Consider the following 19268-nt stretch of genomic DNA (forward strand, 5'->3'; position numbering starts at 1 on the left):
GCGCACCGTCGTCATCCTTCCCGCCGTCAGGTCCGTGTGAGCCGAATCTAGGCAACGGCGCGCGATCCGGGTGCAGAATCAGTGCATATCGCCGCAGCGGGGAGAGGACGAGCCGGTGGACCCCGATGCGGCTGTGTCGACCGCGTCCCGCCGGCTCCGCGCCGGCGTGGTCGTCGGCGCCCTCGGGGTGGTGTTCGGCGACATCGGTACCAGCCCGATCTACACGCTGGCGACCCTGTTCAACCCGCGCGTCCCGCATCCGGTGCCGATCGACCGGGCCAACGTCTACGGGGTGGTGTCGCTGGTCTTCTGGACGGTGATGATCATCGTCACCCTGACCTACGTCACCCTGGTCATGCGCGCCGACAACGACGGCGAGGGCGGCGTGATGGCCCTGATCACCCTGGTCCGCAGGCTGGGTGGGCAGTCCGGTTCCCGGCTGGTCGCCGCGCTGACCCTGCTCGGGATTCTCGGCGCGGCGCTGTTCTTCGGCGACTCGGTCATCACCCCGGCCATCTCGGTGCTGTCCGCGGTGGAAGGTCTGAAGATCCTCGACCCCAAGCTGGCCGACCTGGTGGTGCCGATCACCGCGATCGTGCTGATCGGGCTGTTCGCGGTCCAGCGGCACGGGACGGCGATCGTCGGTCGATTCTTCGGTCCGGTGATGATCCTCTGGTTCCTGGTGATCGCGGCCTGCGGCGTGCGCGGCATCACCGTGCACCCGCAGATCCTGCGCGCGCTCTCCCCGGCGTATGCCGCGGAGTTCGTCACCGAACACCTCCACATCGCGTTCTTCGCCTTGGCCGGTGTGGTCCTGGCGGTCACCGGGGCCGAGGCGCTCTACGCCGACATGGGGCACTTCGGGCGCAAGGCGATCACCCTCGGGTGGCTCGGCCTCGCGCTGCCCGCGGTGGCGCTCAACTATCTCGGGCAGGGTGCGATCCTGCTCGACGACACGTCGAGGGTGGAGGCACCGTTCTTCATGCTCGCGCCGTCCTGGGCGCACATCCCGATGGTCGTCTTGGCGACCGCCGCGACGGTGATCGCCTCCCAGGCCGTCGTCACCGGCGCGTACTCGGTGGCCTCCCAGGCGGTGCAACTGGGATACCTGCCGCGGATGCGGGTGGCGCACACCTCGGAGTCGACGATCGGCCAGATCTATGTGCCGTGGATCAACGGCGTGCTGCTGGTGGGGGTACTGACCCTGGTGCTCGCCTTCCGCAGTTCGGTGGCCCTGGGCTACGCCTACGGCATGGCGGTGACCGGAACCATCACGATCACGACGCTGCTGTTCCTCTACGTCGCACGGTGGCGGTGGCACGCGCCGGTGTGGTTGGTGGTCCTCATCGGTGGCGCGCTGCTCACCGTGGATCTGCTGTTCCTGGCCGCGAATATGACCAAACTGCGGCACGGAGCGTGGCTGCCGCTGTTGATCGGGTTGTTCGTCTTCACGATCCTGACCACCTGGCGGCGCGGCTACACCCTCGCGGCTGCCGCCCGCGACGCGGTGGCCGGACCGCTGGACGACTTCATCCGCGGCCTCGCCGAACGACGGCCGCCGGTGACGCGGCTGCCGGGCACGGCGGTGTTCCTCAATCGCGATCTGCAGACCACCCCGCTGGCGATGCGGGCCAACGTCGACCGCATCCACGGACTTCCGCAGTGCGCGATCGTGATGTCGACCGACGTCGCTCCGGTGCCGCGGATCCCGGAGTCCGAGCGCATCGCCGTCGACGAGCTGCGCGGCCGCGAGGGAGTGCGACTCGTCTCGGCCCGATTCGGTTACATGGAGCGCCCCGACGTCCTGGCCGCGCTGCGTCTGCTCGCCGGTCCCGTCGATCTGGACAACGCCACCTACTTCCTGTCCGAGATCGAGGTTTTCGCCGGGCCCGCGCCGGTGATGGCGCAGTGGCGCAAGCGGCTGTTCATCCGGATCTCGCACATGACGTCGAACGCGGAGTACTTCGGACTTCCCCCCGATCGCACCGTGACCATCGGTGCCCGGATCGGCATCTGAACCGGGTCCGTCGGGCCCTGCATGAGGCCTAAGGTGGCGGGATGACGGACTCGACGACGTGTGTGATCGTGGGCGGCGGCCCGGCCGGCATGGTGCTCGGGTTGCTGCTGGCGCGCGCCGGCGTCGAGGTCACCGTGCTGGAGAAGCACGCCGACTTCCTGCGCGACTTCCGCGGCGACACCGTGCATCCCAGCACGCTGACACTGCTCGACGAGCTCGGCCTGTGGGAGCGGTTCGCGCAGCTGCCGAAGAGCAAGCTGGAGCGGTCGGTGCTCACCGTCGACGGCCGCGACGTCACCGCCATCGACTTCACCCGGCTGCGACTGCCGCACCCCTACGTCGCGATGGTGCCGCAGTGGGACCTGCTGAACCTGCTCGCCGAGGCCGCTGAGGCCGAACCCACGTTCACGCTGCGGCTGCGCCACGAGGTGGTCGGGGTGCTGCGGAGCGGATCCCGGGTGGACGGCGTGCGCTACCGCGGACCCGATGGGGAGGGGGAGCTGCGCGCCGATCTGACGGTGGCCTGCGACGGCCGGGGGTCGCTGGTCCGCGAGCAGGCCGGACTGCGCACCCGGGAGTGGCCGGTGCCTTTCGACGTGTGGTGGTTCCGGCTCAACCGGGAGGTCGACGGGCAGTACACGCTGGTGCCGAGGTTCGCACCCGGGCGGTTGATGATCATGATCCCGCGGGAGGGGTATTTCCAGATCGCGTATCTGATCCCGAAGGGCAGCGACGCCCGGTTGCGGGCCCGCGGACTGCAGGCGTTCCGAGACGAGGTCGCCGCGATGGTTCCGGAGGTGGACGTCTCGCAACTGGAGTCCTGGGACGACGTGAAGTTCCTTGACGCCCGGCTGAATCGGCTGCGGCGCTGGCACACCGACGGGCTGGTGTGCATCGGGGACGCCGCTCACGCGATGTCCCCGGCCGGCGGGGTCGGTATCAATCTGGCGGTGCAGGACGCGGTCGGCGCGGCCACCCTGTTGGCCGATCCGCTGCTGCGGCGCCGTGTTTCCGAACGGGACCTCGCCGCGGTGCAGCGCCGGCGCCTGCCCCCGACGGTGTTCACCCAGGGACTGCAGCGGCTGCTGCATCGGCGGCTGATGGCACCGATCCTGAACGGCGGATCCGCCGATCCGTCGGCGGCGCTGCTGAACGTGGTCCGGCGACTGCCCTGGCTGTCCGCCGTGCCCGCCTACATCATGGGGGTGGGGGTGCGCCCGGAGCACGCGCCACCGTTCGCGCGCCGGGTCAGTCGGTGACGGTGAACCCGGCCAGCCAGTCCTCGTGCATCTCGCCGGCGATCGACACCCGCCACTGGTAGCGCTGCCCGGCGGTGAGTTTCAGCGGCGGGATCGTCGCGATGAACGGGATGGTGACCGGCGTGCCTTCCGGGTGCACCGGATGCCGGCGGGCATTGATGACGTTTTCTTCGGTCTGCGCGACCCGCGCACCGTCGCCGTCAACCAGTTCGGCGCGGATCGGGAAGGACGTGCCGATCTCCGACCAGCCGACCTCGACGAAAACGATGAGCACATGCTGCGGTGTCGGGCAGGGGCTGGTGGTCCAGCCCAATCCCAGCGCGTGCACCGTCCCGTCCTGGTCGAGATGCCCGCTGCGGGCCAGCAGCACGATCGCCCTCACCGCACAGACCCTACGGCCCGGCGCGGGTCAGCCCCCGGTCGCGACCGACTTCGCCCAGCGGTAGTCGGCCTTGCCGGAGGGCGAGCGCAGCACCTTGTCGGTCCGGATGAACGCCTTGGGGATCTTGTACTGGGCGATGTGTAAGCGGCACGCGTCGGCGAGTTCCTCATCGCTGGCGGACCTGCCGGCGGCGAACTGCACGATCGCGACGACCTCGTTGCCCCAGCGCTCGGAGGGCCGGCCGGTGACCACGACGTCATAGACCGCGGGATGGCTGGCGACCGCGCGCTCGACCTCCTCGGCGAAGATCTTCTCCCCGCCGGAGTTGATGGTCACCGAGTCGCGGCCGAGCAACTCGATGCGGCCGTCCTCGAGCAGCCGGGCCCGGTCGCCGGGAACCGCCCAGCGCACCCCGTCGATGGTGGGGAAGGTGCGGGCGGTTTTCTCCGCGTCGCCGAGGTAGCCCAGCGGCACGAACCCGCGCCGCGCCAGCCAGCCCTCGTCCTCGCCCCCGCCGGGTTCCAACTCGCGGCCGAAGTCCGCCGCCAGCACGGTGGTGTCGGCCTGCGGGGTGAACGTGGCGGTGCGCACCGTGTCGGGTTCGGCGTTCTTCGCGGCGATCGTCGTCATCTGAATGCCCGACTCCGAGGCGCCCACGGCGTCGAGGATGATCAGGTTCGGCAGCGCGGCCAGGAATCTCTCCCGCACCGTCGGTGACAGCGTCGCACCGCCGTTGGTGACGGCCATCAGACCCGACAGGTCGTAGCGCCCGGTCTCGATCTCATCCAGCAGCGGCCGGGCGACGGCGTCGCCGACGACGGGGATGTTGAGCACCCGCTCCCTCTCGGCCAGCCGCAGCGCGGCCGCGGCGTCGAGGTGTACGACGTCGTCGGGGATCGCCAGCCAGCCGCCGGTGCTGATGATGTTGAACGCGCTCCACTGCGCGGCGCCGTGCATCAGCGGGGGGATCAGCATCGCCGAGCGTGTCCCGGCCCCGGCGCGAACCTGCTCGGCCAGTTCGGCATAGGACTCCAGCGCCTTGCCCGCCCCGAACGGACGTCCGCCCATCGCCGACATGAAGATGTCGTGCTGGCGCCACAGCACACCTTTGGGCATCCCGGTGGTGCCACCGGTGTAGAGGACATAGAGGTCGTCGCCGCTCGGCGTCGGCATGCCGGCGGCCGGCGCGGGCGTGCCGACGACGGATTCGTAGTCCACCGCACCGGGCAGCAGCTCGTTGCCCGATCCATCGTCGACCTGCAGCAGCACCTGCAGCTCGGGCAGCCGGCCGCGGATGGACTGCACGTGCGGGGCGAACTCCGCGGCGTACACCAGCGCGCGGGCCTTCGCGTCGGCGAGCAGGTAGAGCAGTTCCTCCTCGACGTAGCGGAAGTTGACGTTGAACGGTGCCACCCGCGCGCGGTAGGCGGCGACCATCGCCTCGAGGTACTCGTTGCCGTTGCGCAGGTACAGCCCGAGCTGGTCCTGCCCGGACTGGTGGCCCAGCAGCTGGTCGCGTTCGGTGTGGCACCCCAGACCCTGGCTGACCAGATAGTGCGCGATCCCGTCGATCCGGCTGTCCATCTGCGCGTAGGTCAGACGCCGGTCGCGCCAGATCAGCGCCTGCTGATCGGGGGCCGTCTCGGCGACGGTGCGAAAGACGGTGGACAAGTCGAAGGAGACGCCAGACATGTGCTTAGTCTAGGGACTCGGGGTAGGGAGTTCGGGGAAAGGAGCAGGGGTGACTGAGCAGCGCGCGCGGATCGACTTCCCCTCGCGGATCGGTGTGTGGTGGGCCAGCGACACCTGGTCGATGGCGGCGGCCCAGGAGGTGGCCGCCGAGATCGAGCACCTGGGGTACGGCTCGCTGTTCATCCCCGAGGTGGGCCTCAAGGACTGCCTGGTCGAGTCGGCGGCGTTCCTGGCGGCCACCGACCGGCTGGTGATCGGGACCGGCATCGCCAACATCCACGCCCGGGTCGCCGGAACCATGGAGGGCGGCGGACGCACGCTGACCGCGCAGTACCCGGGCCGCTTCGTGCTGGGTTTGGGGGTCAGCCACGGCCCGCTGGTCGAGAACATGCTCGGCGGCACCTACGCCAAACCGCTGGCGACGATGCGCGGCTACCTCGAGCGGATGGCCGCCCTGCCGGAGGCCATCGAGCCCGGGTCGGGACGGCCCACCCGGCTGCTGGCGGCGCTGGGCCCCAAGATGATCGAACTGTCCGGCACCCACGCCGACGGCGCGCACCCCTACCTGGTGACCCCGGCCCACACCGCCACCACCCGGGAGATCCTCGGCCCCGGCAGGTGGGTGGTGTCCGAGCACGCCGCGGTGGTGGGCGGTGACGCCGACGAACAACTGCGCCGCGCGCACACCTACCTGCAGATCTACTCGGGCCTGCCGAACTACCGCAACTCGTGGCTGCGGCAGGGCTTCGACGAGTCCGACCTGGTGCGCGGGGGTTCGGACCGGCTGGCCCGGGCGCTGGTCGGCATGGGCACCGTCGAGCAGGCCGCGGCGTCGGTGACCGCGCACCTCGACGCCGGCGCGGATCACGCGGTGGTGCAGGTGCTCGGTGACGGCAACCCGCTGTGGGATCCGCGGCCCGCGCTGCGCGAACTCGCCGCCGCGCTGGAACTGAAGCTCAGCGCTTGAACCAGGCGCGCACGGTGGCCAGATCGCGGGTGTAGGACTCGTACATCTCGTCGTGGAACAGTGACGCCCCGCTGATCTGTTCGTCGCCCTGCCAGATGACCCGGATCCGGACGGTGCCGCGCTGGTAGACGTCGGCGCGTTCGTGTCCGCGGCAGCGCCAGCCCTGCTCCTCGCCGAACTGCGCCAGGCTCTGCCGCTCGCCGGTCCCGGTCATGCGCCGAGCGTACTAGCTAGTTTGGTGACTATGACCGCGGAGCGCGTCGAGGTCCGCATCCCCTCGCACGGGGAGCAGCTCGCCGCCTATCTCTACCGGCCGGCGTCGTCGTCCGGGGCGGCGCGACCGTGCGTGGTGATGGCGCACGGCTTTTCGGCCACCCGCGACGACGGGCTTGCCGATTACGCCGAGGCCTTCTGCGCCGCCGGGTTCGCGGTGCTGCTGTTCGACTACCGCCACTTCGGGGCGTCCTCCGGGCAGCCCCGCCAACTGCTGGACATCGGCCGCCAGCAGGACGACTACCGCGCGGCGATCGCCTGGGCCCGCCGGGCCGAGGGCATCGACCCGGAGCGCATCGCGCTGTGGGGATCCTCGTTCAGCGGCGGTCACGTGCTGGCGGTGGCGGCGGGCGACTCGCGGATCGCCGCGGTGATCGCCCAGGCGCCCTACACCGACAGCCTGCCGGCGATCCGGCGCATGCCGCTGCCCAACGTGGCGCGCGCCGTGGCGACCGGCGTGCGCGACCGGGTCGGTGCGCTACTGCGCCGCCCACCGAAGGTGATGCCGGTGGTCGGCCGGCCCGGTGCCTTCGCCGCGCTGACCGAGCCGGACGTACTCACCGGCTTCGAGTCGCTGCGCGGTCCGAAATCGCTGTGGCGCAACGAGATCGCCGCCCGGCTGATGCTCGAGCTGCCGTTCTACCGGCCGGTGCGGGTGGCCTCCCGTGTGCGCGTGCCGGTGCTGTTCTGCGTGTGCGACGCCGACACCACCACCCCAGCGCCGTCGAGCATCAGGGCGGCCCGCGACGCACCGCGCGGCGAGTTGCGCCGCTACCCGTACGGTCACTTCGCGATCTACCACGACCCCCGGGTCAAGGCCGACCAGGTGGATTTCCTGCGGCGCGTGCTCGGTGCACAAGATCCGCTGCGGCCGTCCGCAGTTGGCCGAACGAACTGAGCGCGCCACCGAACCCGACCCGGGTGTAGGCCGGCCCGCGCGGGGTGTCGACTTTGAGGTCCAGTCCGTAGCGGTCCACGCCGGTGCACTCGGCGATCTCGGCGTCGGGGAAGCCGCCGAGCGCACGGGCCATCTCGATGAGCGCGGGGGCGTGGTCGGCGTTGAGATGCTCGACCGCCCCGGCCGCGTACGGACGGATCGGGTCGGGCTCGGCGGCGGCGTAGTCGGCGGCGCTGGCGGAGTCCATCCGGCCGTAGCCGCCCACCCAGCGCACCCGCGTCACCCGCAGCACCCACAGCGTGAAGTCGCTGTAGTCGACGTAGTACTTCGCCGCCGGGATCGCCGCGAGGTGCGCGTCGCGGGCGGCGTCGAACTCCGCGCCCTCGGGCCGTTCGGCCACCCCGGCCAGGGTCACCCGGCCGCTGGCCAACGGGTCGGTCTCGGTGCTCGGCGCGACGATGGACACACTCGCCCGCGGGTCGGCGGCCAGGTTGCGGCCGTGCTCGGCGAGGTGTGAGACGCACAGCACCGGCGACCCGCCGAGCAGTCCGTAGGCGACGTAGGACGCCCACGGGTCCCCGCCGGAGGTCAGGCTGGCCAGGGTGGCGGTGTTGGTGGACGCGGCGATGGTGCGCGCCTCCTCGGCCGCCGACGGCCGGGTGCCGTCGGCGACGTCGGTCAGCGGCGGCGCCATCGTGGGGGCGTCGCCGGGATCGCCGTGGTCGCGCGGTGCGGACGCCATCTCGCGAAGATACCGCGCACGACGGGCGCTTGACGGCGGCGGTAACTTGTCGGTCATGACTGGGGACAAGGCAGCCGACGACTTCGCCGAAAAGGAACGCCAGCGGCTGGAGGCCGAACTGGCCGATCTGCGCCGCCGGCACGACCAACTGCACGCCGAGGTCCAGGGTGATGCCGAAGCCGTCGGCGACCGCGGCGACGCCGCCGAGGCCCTGCAGCGCGCCGAGGACCTCGCCGGTCTCGACGAGCAGATCGGCAGGCTCACCTGGCTGCTGGCCGGCGGCAACGCCACCGCGCCCGGACAGCTGCCCAACGGCACCGAGGTCACGCTGCGCTTCCCGGACGACAAGAAGCCCGTGCGCATGCGGGTGGTGAACTTCATCGAGGAGACCCCGGCCGGGGCGGAGGACACCACGCTGACCTCCGACAGCCCGCTGGGGCTGGCGCTGTTCGGCCGCAAGGCCGGGGATTCGGTCACCTATCAGACCCCGCGGGGCGAGCTGAAGGTCAAGCTGCTGGCCATCGAGTACCCGTGATGCGCGCGGTCCGGGTCACCACCCTGGGCGGGCCCGAGTCGCTGCAGCTGGCCGAGGTCGACGAACCCGCCGCCGACGGCGGAGTCGTCGTCGACGTGCACGCCGCGGGAGTGGCGTTCCCCGACGCGCTGTTGACCCGGGGGCTCTACCAGTACCGGCCGGAGCTGCCGTTCACCCTCGGCGCGGAACTGGCCGGGGTGGTGCGCTCGGCGCCCGAGGGCGCCGGCGTCGTGCCCGGCGAGAGGGTGGCCGGGCTGACCATGCTCGGGGGGGCGATGGCCGACACCGCGGTGCTCGGCGCCGACCGGGTGTTCCCGTTGCCCGCCGCTGTGAGCTTCGAAGCGGGTGCCGGGCTGCTGTTCAACGACCTCACCGTCTACTTCGCGCTCACCGTGCGCGGCCGGCTGGCCGCCGGTGAGACCGTCCTGGTGCACGGCGCGGCCGGGGGGATCGGGACCTCGACGCTGCGGCTGGCGCCGGCACTGGGCGCCGCGCGGGTGATCGCGGTGGTCAGCACCGAGGAGAAGGCCGAGGTGGCCCGTGCCGCGGGCGCCACCGACGTGGTCCTCGCCGAGGGGTTCAAGGACGCGGTGGCCGAGCTGACCGGCGGGCGGGGAGTGGACGTCGTGATGGACCCGGTCGGCGGGGACCGGTTCACCGACTCGCTGCGCTCGCTGGCCCCGGCGGGCCGGCTGCTGGTGGTGGGCTTCACCGGCGGGGAGATCCCGACGGTCAAGGTCAACCGGCTGCTGCTGAACAACATCGACGTGGTCGGGGTCGGCTGGGGAGCGTGGACGCTGCGCCACCCCGGGTCGCTGCGCGAACAGTGGCAGGGCCTGGCCGCGCTGCTGGAGTCCGGCCGGCTGGCCCCGCCGGCGCCGGAGGTCTACCCGCTCGAGCGCGCCGCCGAGGCGGTCGCCTCGCTGGAGAACCGCACCGCGCGCGGCAAGGTGGTCCTGCGGGTCCGTGACTGAGCTCGCCTGGCGGTGAGGTGTCGGTGACGCGGTTTACGGTGGTCGACGATGGCCTTGCACATTCACCGCGCGGAGCGAACCGACATCCTCGCGGACGGCCTGGGGGACCTGCTGGCCAGCGCGCCCTCGGACCCGTTCGCCGAGGATCTCGTCGTGGTGCCCGCCCGCGGGGTGGAGCGCTGGCTGTCCCAGCGGCTCTCGCACCGGCTGGGCACGGGACAGGGCGGCGACGGGGTGTGCGCGGGGGTGGCGTTCCGTTCGCCGGCGTCGCTGATCAGTGAGATCGCCGGCACCCGCGACGAGGACCCGTGGTCGCCGGAGGCGATGACCTGGCCGCTGCTGGAGGTGATCGACGCCAGCCTCGACGAGCCGTGGTGCCGCACGCTGGCCACCCACCTGGGCCACTTCGAGACCGACGACGTCGAGCGCGAACTGCGCCAGGGCCGCCGCTACGGGGTGGCCCGGCGGCTGGCCGGGCTGTTCGCCTCCTACGCCCGGCAGCGCCCCGACATGCCAGCCGGGTGGCTGGACGGCGACACCGCCGGCCTCGACACCGACCTGGCCTGGCAGCCCGAACTGTGGCGCCGGCTGGCCGAGGCGATGGGGATCGACCCGCCGCACGTCCGCCACGCGAAAACCGTTGCACGGCTGCGGGAGTCGGCGTGCGAGCTGCCTGAGCGCATCTCGCTGTTCGGCTACACCCGGCTGGCCGTCACCGACATCGAACTGCTCGACGCCCTCAGTGCGCACCACGACGTGCACCTGTGGCTGCCGTATCCCAGCGCGGCGCTGTGGACGGCACTGGACGACCTGCGCGGGGCGGTGCCCCGCGATCTCGACGACAGCCACCGGCGCGTCGAGCACCCGCTGCTGGCCACCCTCGGCCGCGACCTTCGCGAGTTGCAGCGCGCGCTGCCCGCCGCCGCCAACGATGAGTTCCTGGAGGGCGATGATCACCCCGACACCCTGCTGGGCTGGCTGCAGTCCGACATCGCCGCCAATCAGGTTCGGCCGCAGGGCCGTTCGCTGCAGCCCGGCGACCGCTCGGTGCAGGTGCACCGCTGCCACGGACCGGCCCGCCAGGTCGACGTGCTGCGCGAGGTGCTGCTCGGGCTGCTCGCCGACGACGAGACGCTCGAGCCCCGCGACATTCTGGTGATGTGTCCGGACATCGAGACCTACGCCCCGCTGATCGGGGCCAACTTCGGGCTCGGCGAGGTGATGCACGACGCGCACCCCGCGCACCGGCTGCGGGTCCGGCTGGCCGACCGCTCACTGGTGCAGACCAACCCGCTGCTGGCGGTGGCCGCGCAACTGCTGGCGCTGGCCGGCAGCCGGGTCACCGCCACCGAACTGCTCAACCTCGCCCACGCCGGCCCGGTGCGCGCGCGCTTCGGCTTCACCGACGACGACCTGGAGGACATCACCGACTGGGTCCGCGAGGCCAACATCCGGTGGGGTTTCGACCGGGAGCACCGCACTCCGTTCGGCGTCGACTTCGTCCAGAACACCTGGCGCTTCGGACTGGACCGCATCCTGGCCGGGGTGGCGCTCTCGGATGACTCGCAGGCCTGGATCGACACCACGCTGCCGCTGGACGACGTGGGCAGCAACAGCGTGGAACTCGCCGGCCGGCTCGGCGAGTTCTGCGCCCGGGTTCAGCAGGTGACCGCAGATCTGAGCGGGGAACGCCCGCTGCGCGACTGGCTGACCGCGCTCGCCGACGGCATCCGGTCGGTCACCCGGGTCGGCGACGCCGACGCCTGGCAGCTCAGCCAACTGGATCGGGAGTTGGGCGACATCCTCGCCCGGGCCGGCGACCGCGACCGCACGCCGCTGCGTCTTCCGGATATCGAGTCGATGCTGCACCGGCATCTGGCCGGCCGTCCCACCCGGGCGAACTTCCGCACCGGCACGCTGACGGTCTGCACGATGGTGCCGATGCGCTCGGTGCCGCACCGGGTGGTCTGCCTTGTCGGCCTGGACGACAACGTCTTTCCCCGCGTCGGCGCGGTGGACGGCGACGACGCCCTGGCCCGCCGGCCCCGCACCGGCGAACGCGACGTGCGCGCCGAGGACCGCCAACTGCTGCTCGACGCGATCGGCGCGGCGACCGAAACCCTGGTCATCACCTACACCGGCGCCAACGAGTACACCGGACAGCCCCGCCCGCCCGCGGTGCCGCTGGCCGAACTGCTCGACGCCCTGGAGGCGACCGTCGATCGGCCCGCCGGGGGCCCGGAGGTGAGCACGGTGCTCGACGACATCGTGGTGCTGCACCCGCTGCAGCCCTTCGACATCCGCAACGTCATTCCCGGCGCGGTGGTGCCGGACACCCCGTTCAGTTTCGACCCGACCGTGTTGCGGGCGGCGCGCGCCGCGCAGGGCGAGCGCGAGGACCCGGCGCCGTTCATCTCCGGCCCGCTGCCCGCCCCCGACGGCGGCGACGTGTCGCTGGCCGACCTGATCGTGTTCTTCCGGGATCCGGTCCGCGGATTCTTCCGCGCGCTGGATTACACCTTCCCCGCCGACGTCGAGGGCGTCGACGACGCGATGCCGGTGGAGATCGACGCACTCGAGCAGTGGACCGTCGGCGAGCGGATCCTGAACGACATCCTGCGCGGCATGAGCCGGGAGCGGGCACTGCGCGCAGAGTGGTGCCGCGGCACCCTGCCGCCGGGCAAACTGGGCTGGCGCAAGGCCAGGGCCATCGGTGAGCAGGCCGTCCTGCTCGCGCAGGAGGCACTTCCGCTGCGATCCGAGCCCGCCCGGGCGGTCGACGTCGACATCGACATCGGCGGGGGCCGCCGGCTGACCGGCACCGTGTCGCCGATCTTCGGTGACCGGCTGGTCTCGGTGACCTACTCCAAACTCGACGGCAAGCATCTGCTGGCCGCCTGGATACCGCTGCTCGCGCTCACCGCGCACCAACCCCGGCGGGACTGGTCGGCGGTGTGCATCGGCCGCCGCAAGCGCGGAGACGGACCGCGCACCGAGACCCTGGGCCGTCCGGATGCACCCGCCGCCGAACTGCTGGGTGATCTGGTCGCGATCTACGACGCGGGCCGCCGCGAGCCGATCCCGTTGCCGCTCAAGACGTCCTACGCGTGGGCCTCGGCCCGGCATGGCAACGACGATCCGGAGCGGGCCGCCGCCGCCCGCTGGCGCAGCGGCTCCTACCCGGGTGAGGACGCGCACCCCCCGCATGTCCGGGTGTGGGGTGCGGGCGCCCCCCTCGACGCGCTGAAGCAACCGGTGCGCCCGGGCGAGGAGTGTCGCGGCGAGGACCACCGGCTCGGCGCGTACGCCTCCCGGCTGTGGCTGCCGATGCTTCGCGCGGGGGTGCGCCGATGACCGCCGCCGCGCCGGGCCGCTTCGAGTTGTGCGGCCCGCTGCCCGAGCCGGGGTCCACCACGGTGCTGGAGGCCAGCGCCGGCACCGGCAAGACGTTCGCGCTGGCCGCACTGGTCACCCGCTACATCGCCGAGGGCGCGGCCGGGCTGAACCAGATGTTGCTGATCACCTTCAGCCGGGCGGCCACCCAGGAGTTGCGCGACCGGGTGCGCCGCCAGATCGCCGACGCCGTCGCCGCCTTCGACGACCCGGCGAAGGGCCCGGGGGCCAACGGGGTGCTCCGCCACCTGCTGGACGGGACGCCCGAGGAACTCGCCCGGCGCAGGAGCAACCTGCGCGACGCGCTCGCCGGATTCGACGCCGCCACCATCGCCACCATCCACCAGTTCTGCAACATCGTGCTCAAGTCGCTCGGCGTGGCCGGCGACAACGACGACGGAGTCGAACTCGTCGAGAGCCTCGACGATCTGGTGGTCGAGATCGTCGACGACCTGTATCTGGCCCGGTTCGGCGCCGGCACCGAGGACCCGCCGCTGGGCTATCCCGACGCGCTCACCCTGGCCCGGGAGGTGGTGAAGAACCCGGCCGCCGAGTTGCGCCCGGCCGATCCCGAGCCGGACTCCTACGCCGAGGTGTGCGTCGGGTTCGCCACCGCCGTGCTGGCCGAACTGGAGATCCGCAAACGCCGCCGCCGCATCCTGGGCTACGACGACCTGCTCGGCAGGCTGGCCGCCGCACTCGACGGTGCGGACACCGCCGCCCGCGAGCGGATGAGCGGGCGCTGGCCGATCGTCATGGTCGACGAGTTCCAGGACACCGACCCGGTGCAGTGGAAGGTGATCGACCGGGCGTTCAGCGGCGCGTCGACCGTCGTGCTGATCGGTGACCCCAAGCAGGCGATCTACGCGTTCCGCGGCGGCGACATCGCCACCTACCTGGCCGCTGCCCAGAGCGCGGGGGAGAAGCAGACGCTGGGCAAGAACTGGCGCAGCGACGCCGCGCTGGTCGACCGGCTGCAGACCGTGCTGCGCGGGTCCGAACTCGGCGATTCGCGCATCGTCGTGCACGACGTCGACGCCCAGCACCACGGCAGCAGACTGGCCGGGGCGCCGCACAACGAACCGTTCCGGCTGCGCGTGGTGCCGCGGCCCGCGCTGGGCCGCAGCGGCATGCAGCTGATCACCATCGGCGAGTTGCGCGACTACATCGGCCGCGACGTCGCCGCCGACATCGGCGCGCTGCTGGGCAGCGGCGCCACCTTCGACGGGCACCCGGTGACCGCCGGCGACGTCGCGATCATCGTGGAGAGCCGCCGGGACGCCCGGGCCTGCCACGCCGCGCTGACCGATGCCGGCATCGCCGCGGTCTACACCGGCGACTCCGACATCTTCAACTCCGAAGCGTGCAGCGACTGGCTCGCGCTGCTGGAGGCCTTCGACCAGCCGCACCGCTCCGGGGTGGTGCGCGCGGCCGCGGCGACGTCGTTCTTCGGCGAGAACGCGCACACCCTGGCCGCCGGCGGGGACGCGCTGACCGACGCGATCGCCGAGACCGTCCGGCAGTGGGCCGACCACGTCCGCGAGTGCGGCGTCGCGGCGGTGTACGAGGCGGCCGCGCTCAACGGCATGAGCGACCGGGTGCTGTCGCGCAACGGCGGCGAACGCTACATGACCGACATGGCCCACATCACCCAGCTGATGCAGGAGGTCGCGCACGACGAACACTTCTCGCTGCCGGCGCTGCGGGACTGGCTGCGCGACCGCCGCCAGGAGACCGGCGGGGCCGCCGAGCGCTTCCGGCGCCTGGACAGCGACGCCGATGCGGTGCAGATCATGACCGTGCACGCCAGCAAGGGCCTGCAGTTCCCGATCGTGTACCTGCCGTTCTCGTTCAACCGGTACGCGCACACGCCCGAACAGATCCTCTTCCACGAGGACGGCGTGCGCTGCCTGCACATCGGCGGGTCCGCAACGCCCGACTACATGGAGGTGGAACGGCTGGGCCGGCACGAGGCGGCCAGCGTGGACAGCCGACTGATGTACGTCGCGATGACCCGGGCCCAGTCCCAGCTGGTGACGTGGTGGGCGCCGACGCGCGACGAGGTCAACGGCGGACTGTCGCGGCTGCTGCGTGATCGCCGCCCCGGTGAGACAGAGGTGCGCGACAAGTGCCGGACCGTAACCGTCACCGACGACGACGCGATGGCCCGGTTCGCCGAGTGGCAGGACGCCGGCGGCCCGGTGGTCGAAGTGGCGCAGCCCGTCACGCTCGCCGCGCCCCGGGTGCCGCCCGCGCCGGAGCAGCTGGCCGCCCGTCACTTCCACCGCCCCATCGACACCATCTGGCGGCGCACCTCCTACTCGGGTCTGGTCCGCGCCGCCCAGGACTCGACCGGCGTCGGCAGCGAACCGGAGGTGATCGAACTCGACGACGAGGTCGCCGACATCGCGCTGGCCACGCCGGCGCACGGCTCGGAGATCGTCTCGCCGATGGCCGAGCTGCCCACCGGCGCCCGGTTCGGGTCGCTGGTGCATGCGGTGCTGGAGAACGCCGATCCGCTGGCCGCGGACCTGCACGGTGAGTTGCGCGCCCAGGTGGACAAGCAGTCGGTGTGGTGGCCGGTGGCGGTGCCGGCCGCGCAGCTGGCCGACGCGCTGATCCCGATGCACGACACCCCGCTGGGGCCGCTGGCCGGCGGGCGCACGCTGCGCCAGATCGGGCTGTCAGATCGGCTGTGCGAGTTGGACTTCGAGTTCCCGCTGGCCGGCGGGGACCTGTGCGCCGCGGCCGGCGACGTGCGCCTGGCCGACGTCGGCGCGCTGCTCGGCGCACACCTCGACCCCGGCGACCCGCTGGCGTCCTACGTCGACCGGCTGAGTGACCCGGCGCTGGGCTCCCAGTCGCTGCGCGGCTACCTCAGCGGCTCCATCGACGTGGTGCTGCGCATCCCCGACGGCGCCGGGCACCGCTACCTGGTGGTCGACTACAAGACCAACTGGCTCGGGGAGCCGGACCGCCCGCTGACCGCCGCCGACTACACCCCGGCCCGGATGGCCGAGGCGATGCTGCACTCCGACTACCCGCTGCAGGCGCTGCTCTACAGCGTCGTGCTGCACCGCTTCCTGCGCTGGCGCCAGCCCGGCTACGACCCCGAGCTGCACCTGGGCGGGGCGCTGTATCTGTTCGTGCGCGGGATGTGCGGCCCGGACACCCCGGTGACCGACGGCCATCCGGCCGGCGTGTTCAGCTGGCGCCCGCCGCCGGCGATGGTGGTGGCGCTCTCCGATCTGCTCGACGGCCGGCGGGCGGCGGCATGAGCACACCGGTGGACCAGGCCCTCGACCCGGCCGACTGGCGGCGCAGCGTCGCCGCCGACGGACTGCTGCGGGTGTTCAACGACGCCGGCGTGATCGAGGCGGCCGACGTGCTGGTGGCCCGCCGGCTCACCGAGCTGGCCGCCGAGACCGACGAGCGGGTGGCGCTGGCCGTCGCACTGGTCGTGCGCGCGGTGCGCGGCGGCTCGGTGTGCGTCGACCTCGCGACGCTGCCCGCACAGATCGGTATCGACACGTTGCCCTGGCCGGAGCCGCAACAGTGGCGCGACGCCGTGTCGGCCAGCACGCTGACCGGCGAGCCGCCGGTGCTGCACCTCGACGCCGGCCTGCTCTATCTGGACCGGTACTGGATCGAGGAGTGCCGGGTGGCCGACGACGTGCGCCGGCTGGCCGCCGAACGCCGGTCCGGCGCGCCGGTGGACATCGGCCGGCTGTTCGGCGACGGCTTCGCCGAGCAGCGCGCGGCCGCCGAGGTCGCGTTGTCGCGGGCGCTGACCGTGCTGACCGGCGGGCCCGGCACCGGCAAGACCACCACCGTCGCGCGCCTGCTCGCGCTGCTCGCCGAGCAGGCCGAGCGTGATGGCCGGCCGGCCGGCCAGAAGCTGCGGATCGCGCTGGCCGCACCCACCGGCAAGGCCGCGGCCCGGCTGCTCGAAGCGGTCAAGCTCGAAGTCGGCGCACTGGACGCGGCCGACCGCGACCGGCTGCCCGAGTTGACCGCCACCACCATGCACCGGCTGCTGGGCAGCCGGCCGGACACGTCCTCGCGGTTCCGTCACGACCGCGACAACCGGCTGCCGCACGACGTCGTCGTGATCGACGAGACCTCGATGGTGTCGCTGACGATGATGGCCCGGCTGCTCGAGGCGGTGCGGCCGGACTCGCGGCTGCTGCTCGTCGGCGACCCCGACCAGCTGGCCTCGGTGGAGGCCGGCGCGGTGCTCGCCGATCTGGTCGAGGGTCTCGCCGCCGCCGGCCGAGGGCAGGACAGCCCGATCGCCCGGCTGGTCACCCCGCACCGCTTCGGCGAGTCGATCGGCGCGCTGGCCGGTGCCATCCGCGACGGCGACGCCGACGCCGCCGTCGCGGTGCTGTCCGCCGGCGGTGAGCACATTGAGTGGGTGCAGACCGAGGAGCCCGCCGACACGCTGCGCAAAGTCCTTGTGCCGCATGCACTGCGGTTGCGCGAGGCCGCGATCCTCGGTGACGCGGCGAGCGCCCTGGAGATCCTCGACGAACACCGCATGCTGTGCGCGCACCGCCGCGGCCCCTACGGCGTGCAGTTCTGGAACCGCCAGATCGAGCGGTGGCTGGCCGAGCAGACCGACACCCCGCTGTGGACCACCTGGTACCTGGGACGCCCGGTGCTGGTGACCGCCAACGACTACGGCCTGGGCCTCTACAACGGCGACACCGGCGTCACGGTGCTGCGCGACGGCACGCTGCGCGCGGCGATGGCCGGCGCGAGCGGCCCGGTCGAGTTCGCCACCGGCCGGCTCGCCGACATCGACACCATGCACGCCATGACCATCCACAAGAGCCAGGGCAGCCAGGCCAGAGTTGTCAGCGTGCTGCTACCGCCGACCGACTCGCGGCTGCTCACCCGTGAGCTGCTCTACACCGCGGTCACCCGGGCCCGGGAGAAGGTGCGGCTGATCGGCACCGCCGACCAGCTGCGCGCGGCGGTGGCCCGCCGGGCGGTGCGCGCGACCGGGCTGGCCCGCCGCCTCGACGAGTCGGCCGCGACCGGGTGACGCCGTCCGCCGAGATCACCGTCGACGGTGAGGTGGTGACCAAGCTGCACAGTCCCGGCACCGACCCGGCGGCGCTGGCCGCGCGGCTACAGATCGCCGCGAGACTCGGCGTAGACGACGGCCCACTGCTCGCGCCGCTGGACACCGTCCCCGAGGCCGTCCCCGAGTCCGTCGGCGGTCAGCGGTGGCGCACCCGCTGGCCGCGACTCGTCACGGTCTCCCGCGACGGGTCACCGCTGCCCTGGGCCGAGGCGGGCGCTCTGCTGGCGATCCTGCACCGGGTGGCGATCGGCCCGGACTGGCCGGCGGTCCCCGCCCACCGCGGCGTCGAGCGGCTGCGCGCGGCGATGCAGCGACTGCCCGCGGACGCGCCCGCGGTGATCCACCGCGCCGCGGCGACGTTGCCCCCGCTGGCCTGGCAGCCCGCACCCCCGGGCCGGCCGCGCACCCTGGTGCACGGCGACTTCCACCTGGGCCAGCTGGGCCGCCGGCCCGACGGCCGGTGGCAGCTGATCGACATCGACGACCTCGGCCTGGGCGACCCGGTCTGGGATCTGGCCCGCCCCGCCGGGCTGTGGGCCGCCGGGCTCATCCCCGACGCCGACTGGCAGCTCTTCCTGGACGGCTACCGCCGCGCGGCGGGTCCCGCCCTGCCGCCGGACGGCGACCCGTGGCCGGTGCTCGACGCGCCCGCGCGGGCGGAAGTGGTCTGCGCCGCGGCGGTCGGGGCCCGCCGCGAGACCGACGAGTCCCAGGACGAACTGCTGGCCGCCTGCGCCCGGCTGCTCTAGCTGGAGAAGAACAGCCGCCCGAAGCCGCCCTTGCGGTAGCGGTGCGAACCGTGGCTGCCCCACGCCGGGCCGTAGCCGGGCTGCTGCTGGGGCGGGGGAGCGGCGACGAACCGGTTCTCCATCTGGGTCAGCGACTCGAGTTCACCGAAGTCCAGGAAGATCCCCCGGCAGCTGTCGCACTGTTCGAGGTGCACCCCGTTGCGCTCGTAGGTGTGCATGACACCCGCGCACTTGGGGCACAAAAGCATGTTTCCCGGCTGATTGCTCATGACCGACTGTAACTCCCGGTTCACCG

15 protein-coding genes are annotated in these 19268 nt (G+C 72.5%); 10 read left to right on the top strand and 5 right to left on the bottom strand.

Annotated features, from left to right (window positions below; all coding sequences use genetic code 11):
• Window positions 1–133 precede the first annotated feature (133 nt).
• Both ACKOB8_RS15740 and ACKOB8_RS15745 read left to right on the top strand, forming a co-directional pair.
• Window positions 134–2017 carry a potassium transporter Kup gene (locus tag ACKOB8_RS15740; protein ID WP_526378942.1) on the top strand — a complete coding sequence of 628 codons (1884 nt, stop codon included), beginning with the start codon at window positions 134–136 and terminating at the stop codon, window positions 2015–2017.
• A gap of 41 nt (window positions 2018–2058) precedes the next feature.
• Window positions 2059–3276, top strand: coding sequence for an FAD-dependent oxidoreductase (locus ACKOB8_RS15745; RefSeq protein WP_526378944.1), 1218 nt, complete (start codon window positions 2059–2061; stop codon window positions 3274–3276).
• Here ACKOB8_RS15745 and ACKOB8_RS15750 read toward each other — a convergent pair.
• Both ACKOB8_RS15750 and ACKOB8_RS15755 read right to left on the bottom strand, forming a co-directional pair.
• Complete coding sequence (locus tag ACKOB8_RS15750) at window positions 3266–3658, bottom strand: DUF6941 family protein (RefSeq protein WP_526378946.1); 393 nt, start codon at window positions 3656–3658, stop codon at window positions 3266–3268. The two genes, ACKOB8_RS15745 and ACKOB8_RS15750, sit on opposite strands and share 11 nt — an antisense overlap.
• A gap of 27 nt (window positions 3659–3685) precedes the next feature.
• Window positions 3686–5350: an AMP-binding protein gene (locus ACKOB8_RS15755; RefSeq protein WP_526378948.1), complete on the bottom strand. Its 1665-nt coding sequence runs from the start codon at window positions 5348–5350 to the stop codon at window positions 3686–3688.
• Between the two features lie 49 nt (window positions 5351–5399).
• Between ACKOB8_RS15755 and ACKOB8_RS15760 the strand changes: the two genes are divergently transcribed.
• Window positions 5400–6317: an LLM class F420-dependent oxidoreductase gene (locus ACKOB8_RS15760; protein WP_526378950.1), complete on the top strand. Its 918-nt coding sequence runs from the start codon at window positions 5400–5402 to the stop codon at window positions 6315–6317.
• Here the strand turns inward: ACKOB8_RS15760 and ACKOB8_RS15765 are convergent.
• Window positions 6307–6531 carry a hypothetical protein gene (locus ACKOB8_RS15765; RefSeq protein WP_526378952.1) on the bottom strand — a complete coding sequence of 75 codons (225 nt, stop codon included), beginning with the start codon at window positions 6529–6531 and terminating at the stop codon, window positions 6307–6309. The genes ACKOB8_RS15760 and ACKOB8_RS15765 overlap by 11 nt on opposite strands.
• Before the next feature lie 30 nt (window positions 6532–6561).
• Between ACKOB8_RS15765 and ACKOB8_RS15770 the strand changes: the two genes are divergently transcribed.
• A complete protein-coding gene (locus tag ACKOB8_RS15770) occupies window positions 6562–7488 on the top strand; it encodes an alpha/beta hydrolase (RefSeq protein ID WP_526378954.1) in 927 nt (308 codons plus the stop codon).
• Here the strand turns inward: ACKOB8_RS15770 and ACKOB8_RS15775 are convergent.
• Window positions 7403–8230, bottom strand: coding sequence for a HugZ family pyridoxamine 5'-phosphate oxidase (locus tag ACKOB8_RS15775; RefSeq protein ID WP_526378956.1), 828 nt, complete (start codon window positions 8228–8230; stop codon window positions 7403–7405). The two genes, ACKOB8_RS15770 and ACKOB8_RS15775, sit on opposite strands and share 86 nt — an antisense overlap.
• A 55-nt stretch (window positions 8231–8285) precedes the next feature.
• Between ACKOB8_RS15775 and ACKOB8_RS15780 the strand changes: the two genes are divergently transcribed.
• Genes ACKOB8_RS15780 through ACKOB8_RS15805 form a run of 6 tightly spaced genes read left to right on the top strand, consistent with a single transcriptional unit; the run spans window position 8286 to window position 18973 of the window.
• Window positions 8286–8765, top strand: coding sequence for a GreA/GreB family elongation factor (locus ACKOB8_RS15780; protein ID WP_526378958.1), 480 nt, complete (start codon window positions 8286–8288; stop codon window positions 8763–8765).
• Window positions 8765–9739, top strand: a complete 975-nt coding sequence (locus ACKOB8_RS15785; protein ID WP_526378960.1) for an NADPH:quinone oxidoreductase family protein — start codon at window positions 8765–8767, stop codon at window positions 9737–9739. Before ACKOB8_RS15780 ends, ACKOB8_RS15785 begins: the two co-directional genes overlap by 1 nt.
• A 48-nt stretch (window positions 9740–9787) precedes the next feature.
• A complete protein-coding gene (recC, locus tag ACKOB8_RS15790) occupies window positions 9788–13093 on the top strand; it encodes an exodeoxyribonuclease V subunit gamma (protein WP_526378962.1) in 3306 nt (1101 codons plus the stop codon).
• Window positions 13090–16410 carry a UvrD-helicase domain-containing protein gene (locus ACKOB8_RS15795; RefSeq protein WP_526378965.1) on the top strand — a complete coding sequence of 1107 codons (3321 nt, stop codon included), beginning with the start codon at window positions 13090–13092 and terminating at the stop codon, window positions 16408–16410. The genes recC and ACKOB8_RS15795 overlap by 4 nt, the downstream gene beginning before the upstream one ends.
• The gene (recD, locus tag ACKOB8_RS15800; RefSeq protein ID WP_526378967.1) at window positions 16407–18182 is read left to right on the top strand and encodes an exodeoxyribonuclease V subunit alpha; all 1776 of its coding nucleotides are present in this window, start codon (window positions 16407–16409) and stop codon (window positions 18180–18182) included. Before ACKOB8_RS15795 ends, recD begins: the two co-directional genes overlap by 4 nt.
• Window positions 18179–18973: a phosphotransferase gene (locus tag ACKOB8_RS15805; protein ID WP_526378969.1), complete on the top strand. Its 795-nt coding sequence runs from the start codon at window positions 18179–18181 to the stop codon at window positions 18971–18973. The genes recD and ACKOB8_RS15805 overlap by 4 nt, the downstream gene beginning before the upstream one ends.
• Here ACKOB8_RS15805 and ACKOB8_RS15810 read toward each other — a convergent pair.
• Window positions 18970–19242: a TFIIB-type zinc ribbon-containing protein gene (locus ACKOB8_RS15810; RefSeq protein ID WP_526378971.1), complete on the bottom strand. Its 273-nt coding sequence runs from the start codon at window positions 19240–19242 to the stop codon at window positions 18970–18972. The two genes, ACKOB8_RS15805 and ACKOB8_RS15810, sit on opposite strands and share 4 nt — an antisense overlap.
• Between the last annotated feature and the right edge of the window lie 26 nt (window positions 19243–19268).

Origin of the sequence: Mycobacterium sp., assembly GCF_046091765.1 — a bacterium.
In the GTDB taxonomy this organism is placed as follows: domain Bacteria; phylum Actinomycetota; class Actinomycetes; order Mycobacteriales; family Mycobacteriaceae; genus Mycobacterium.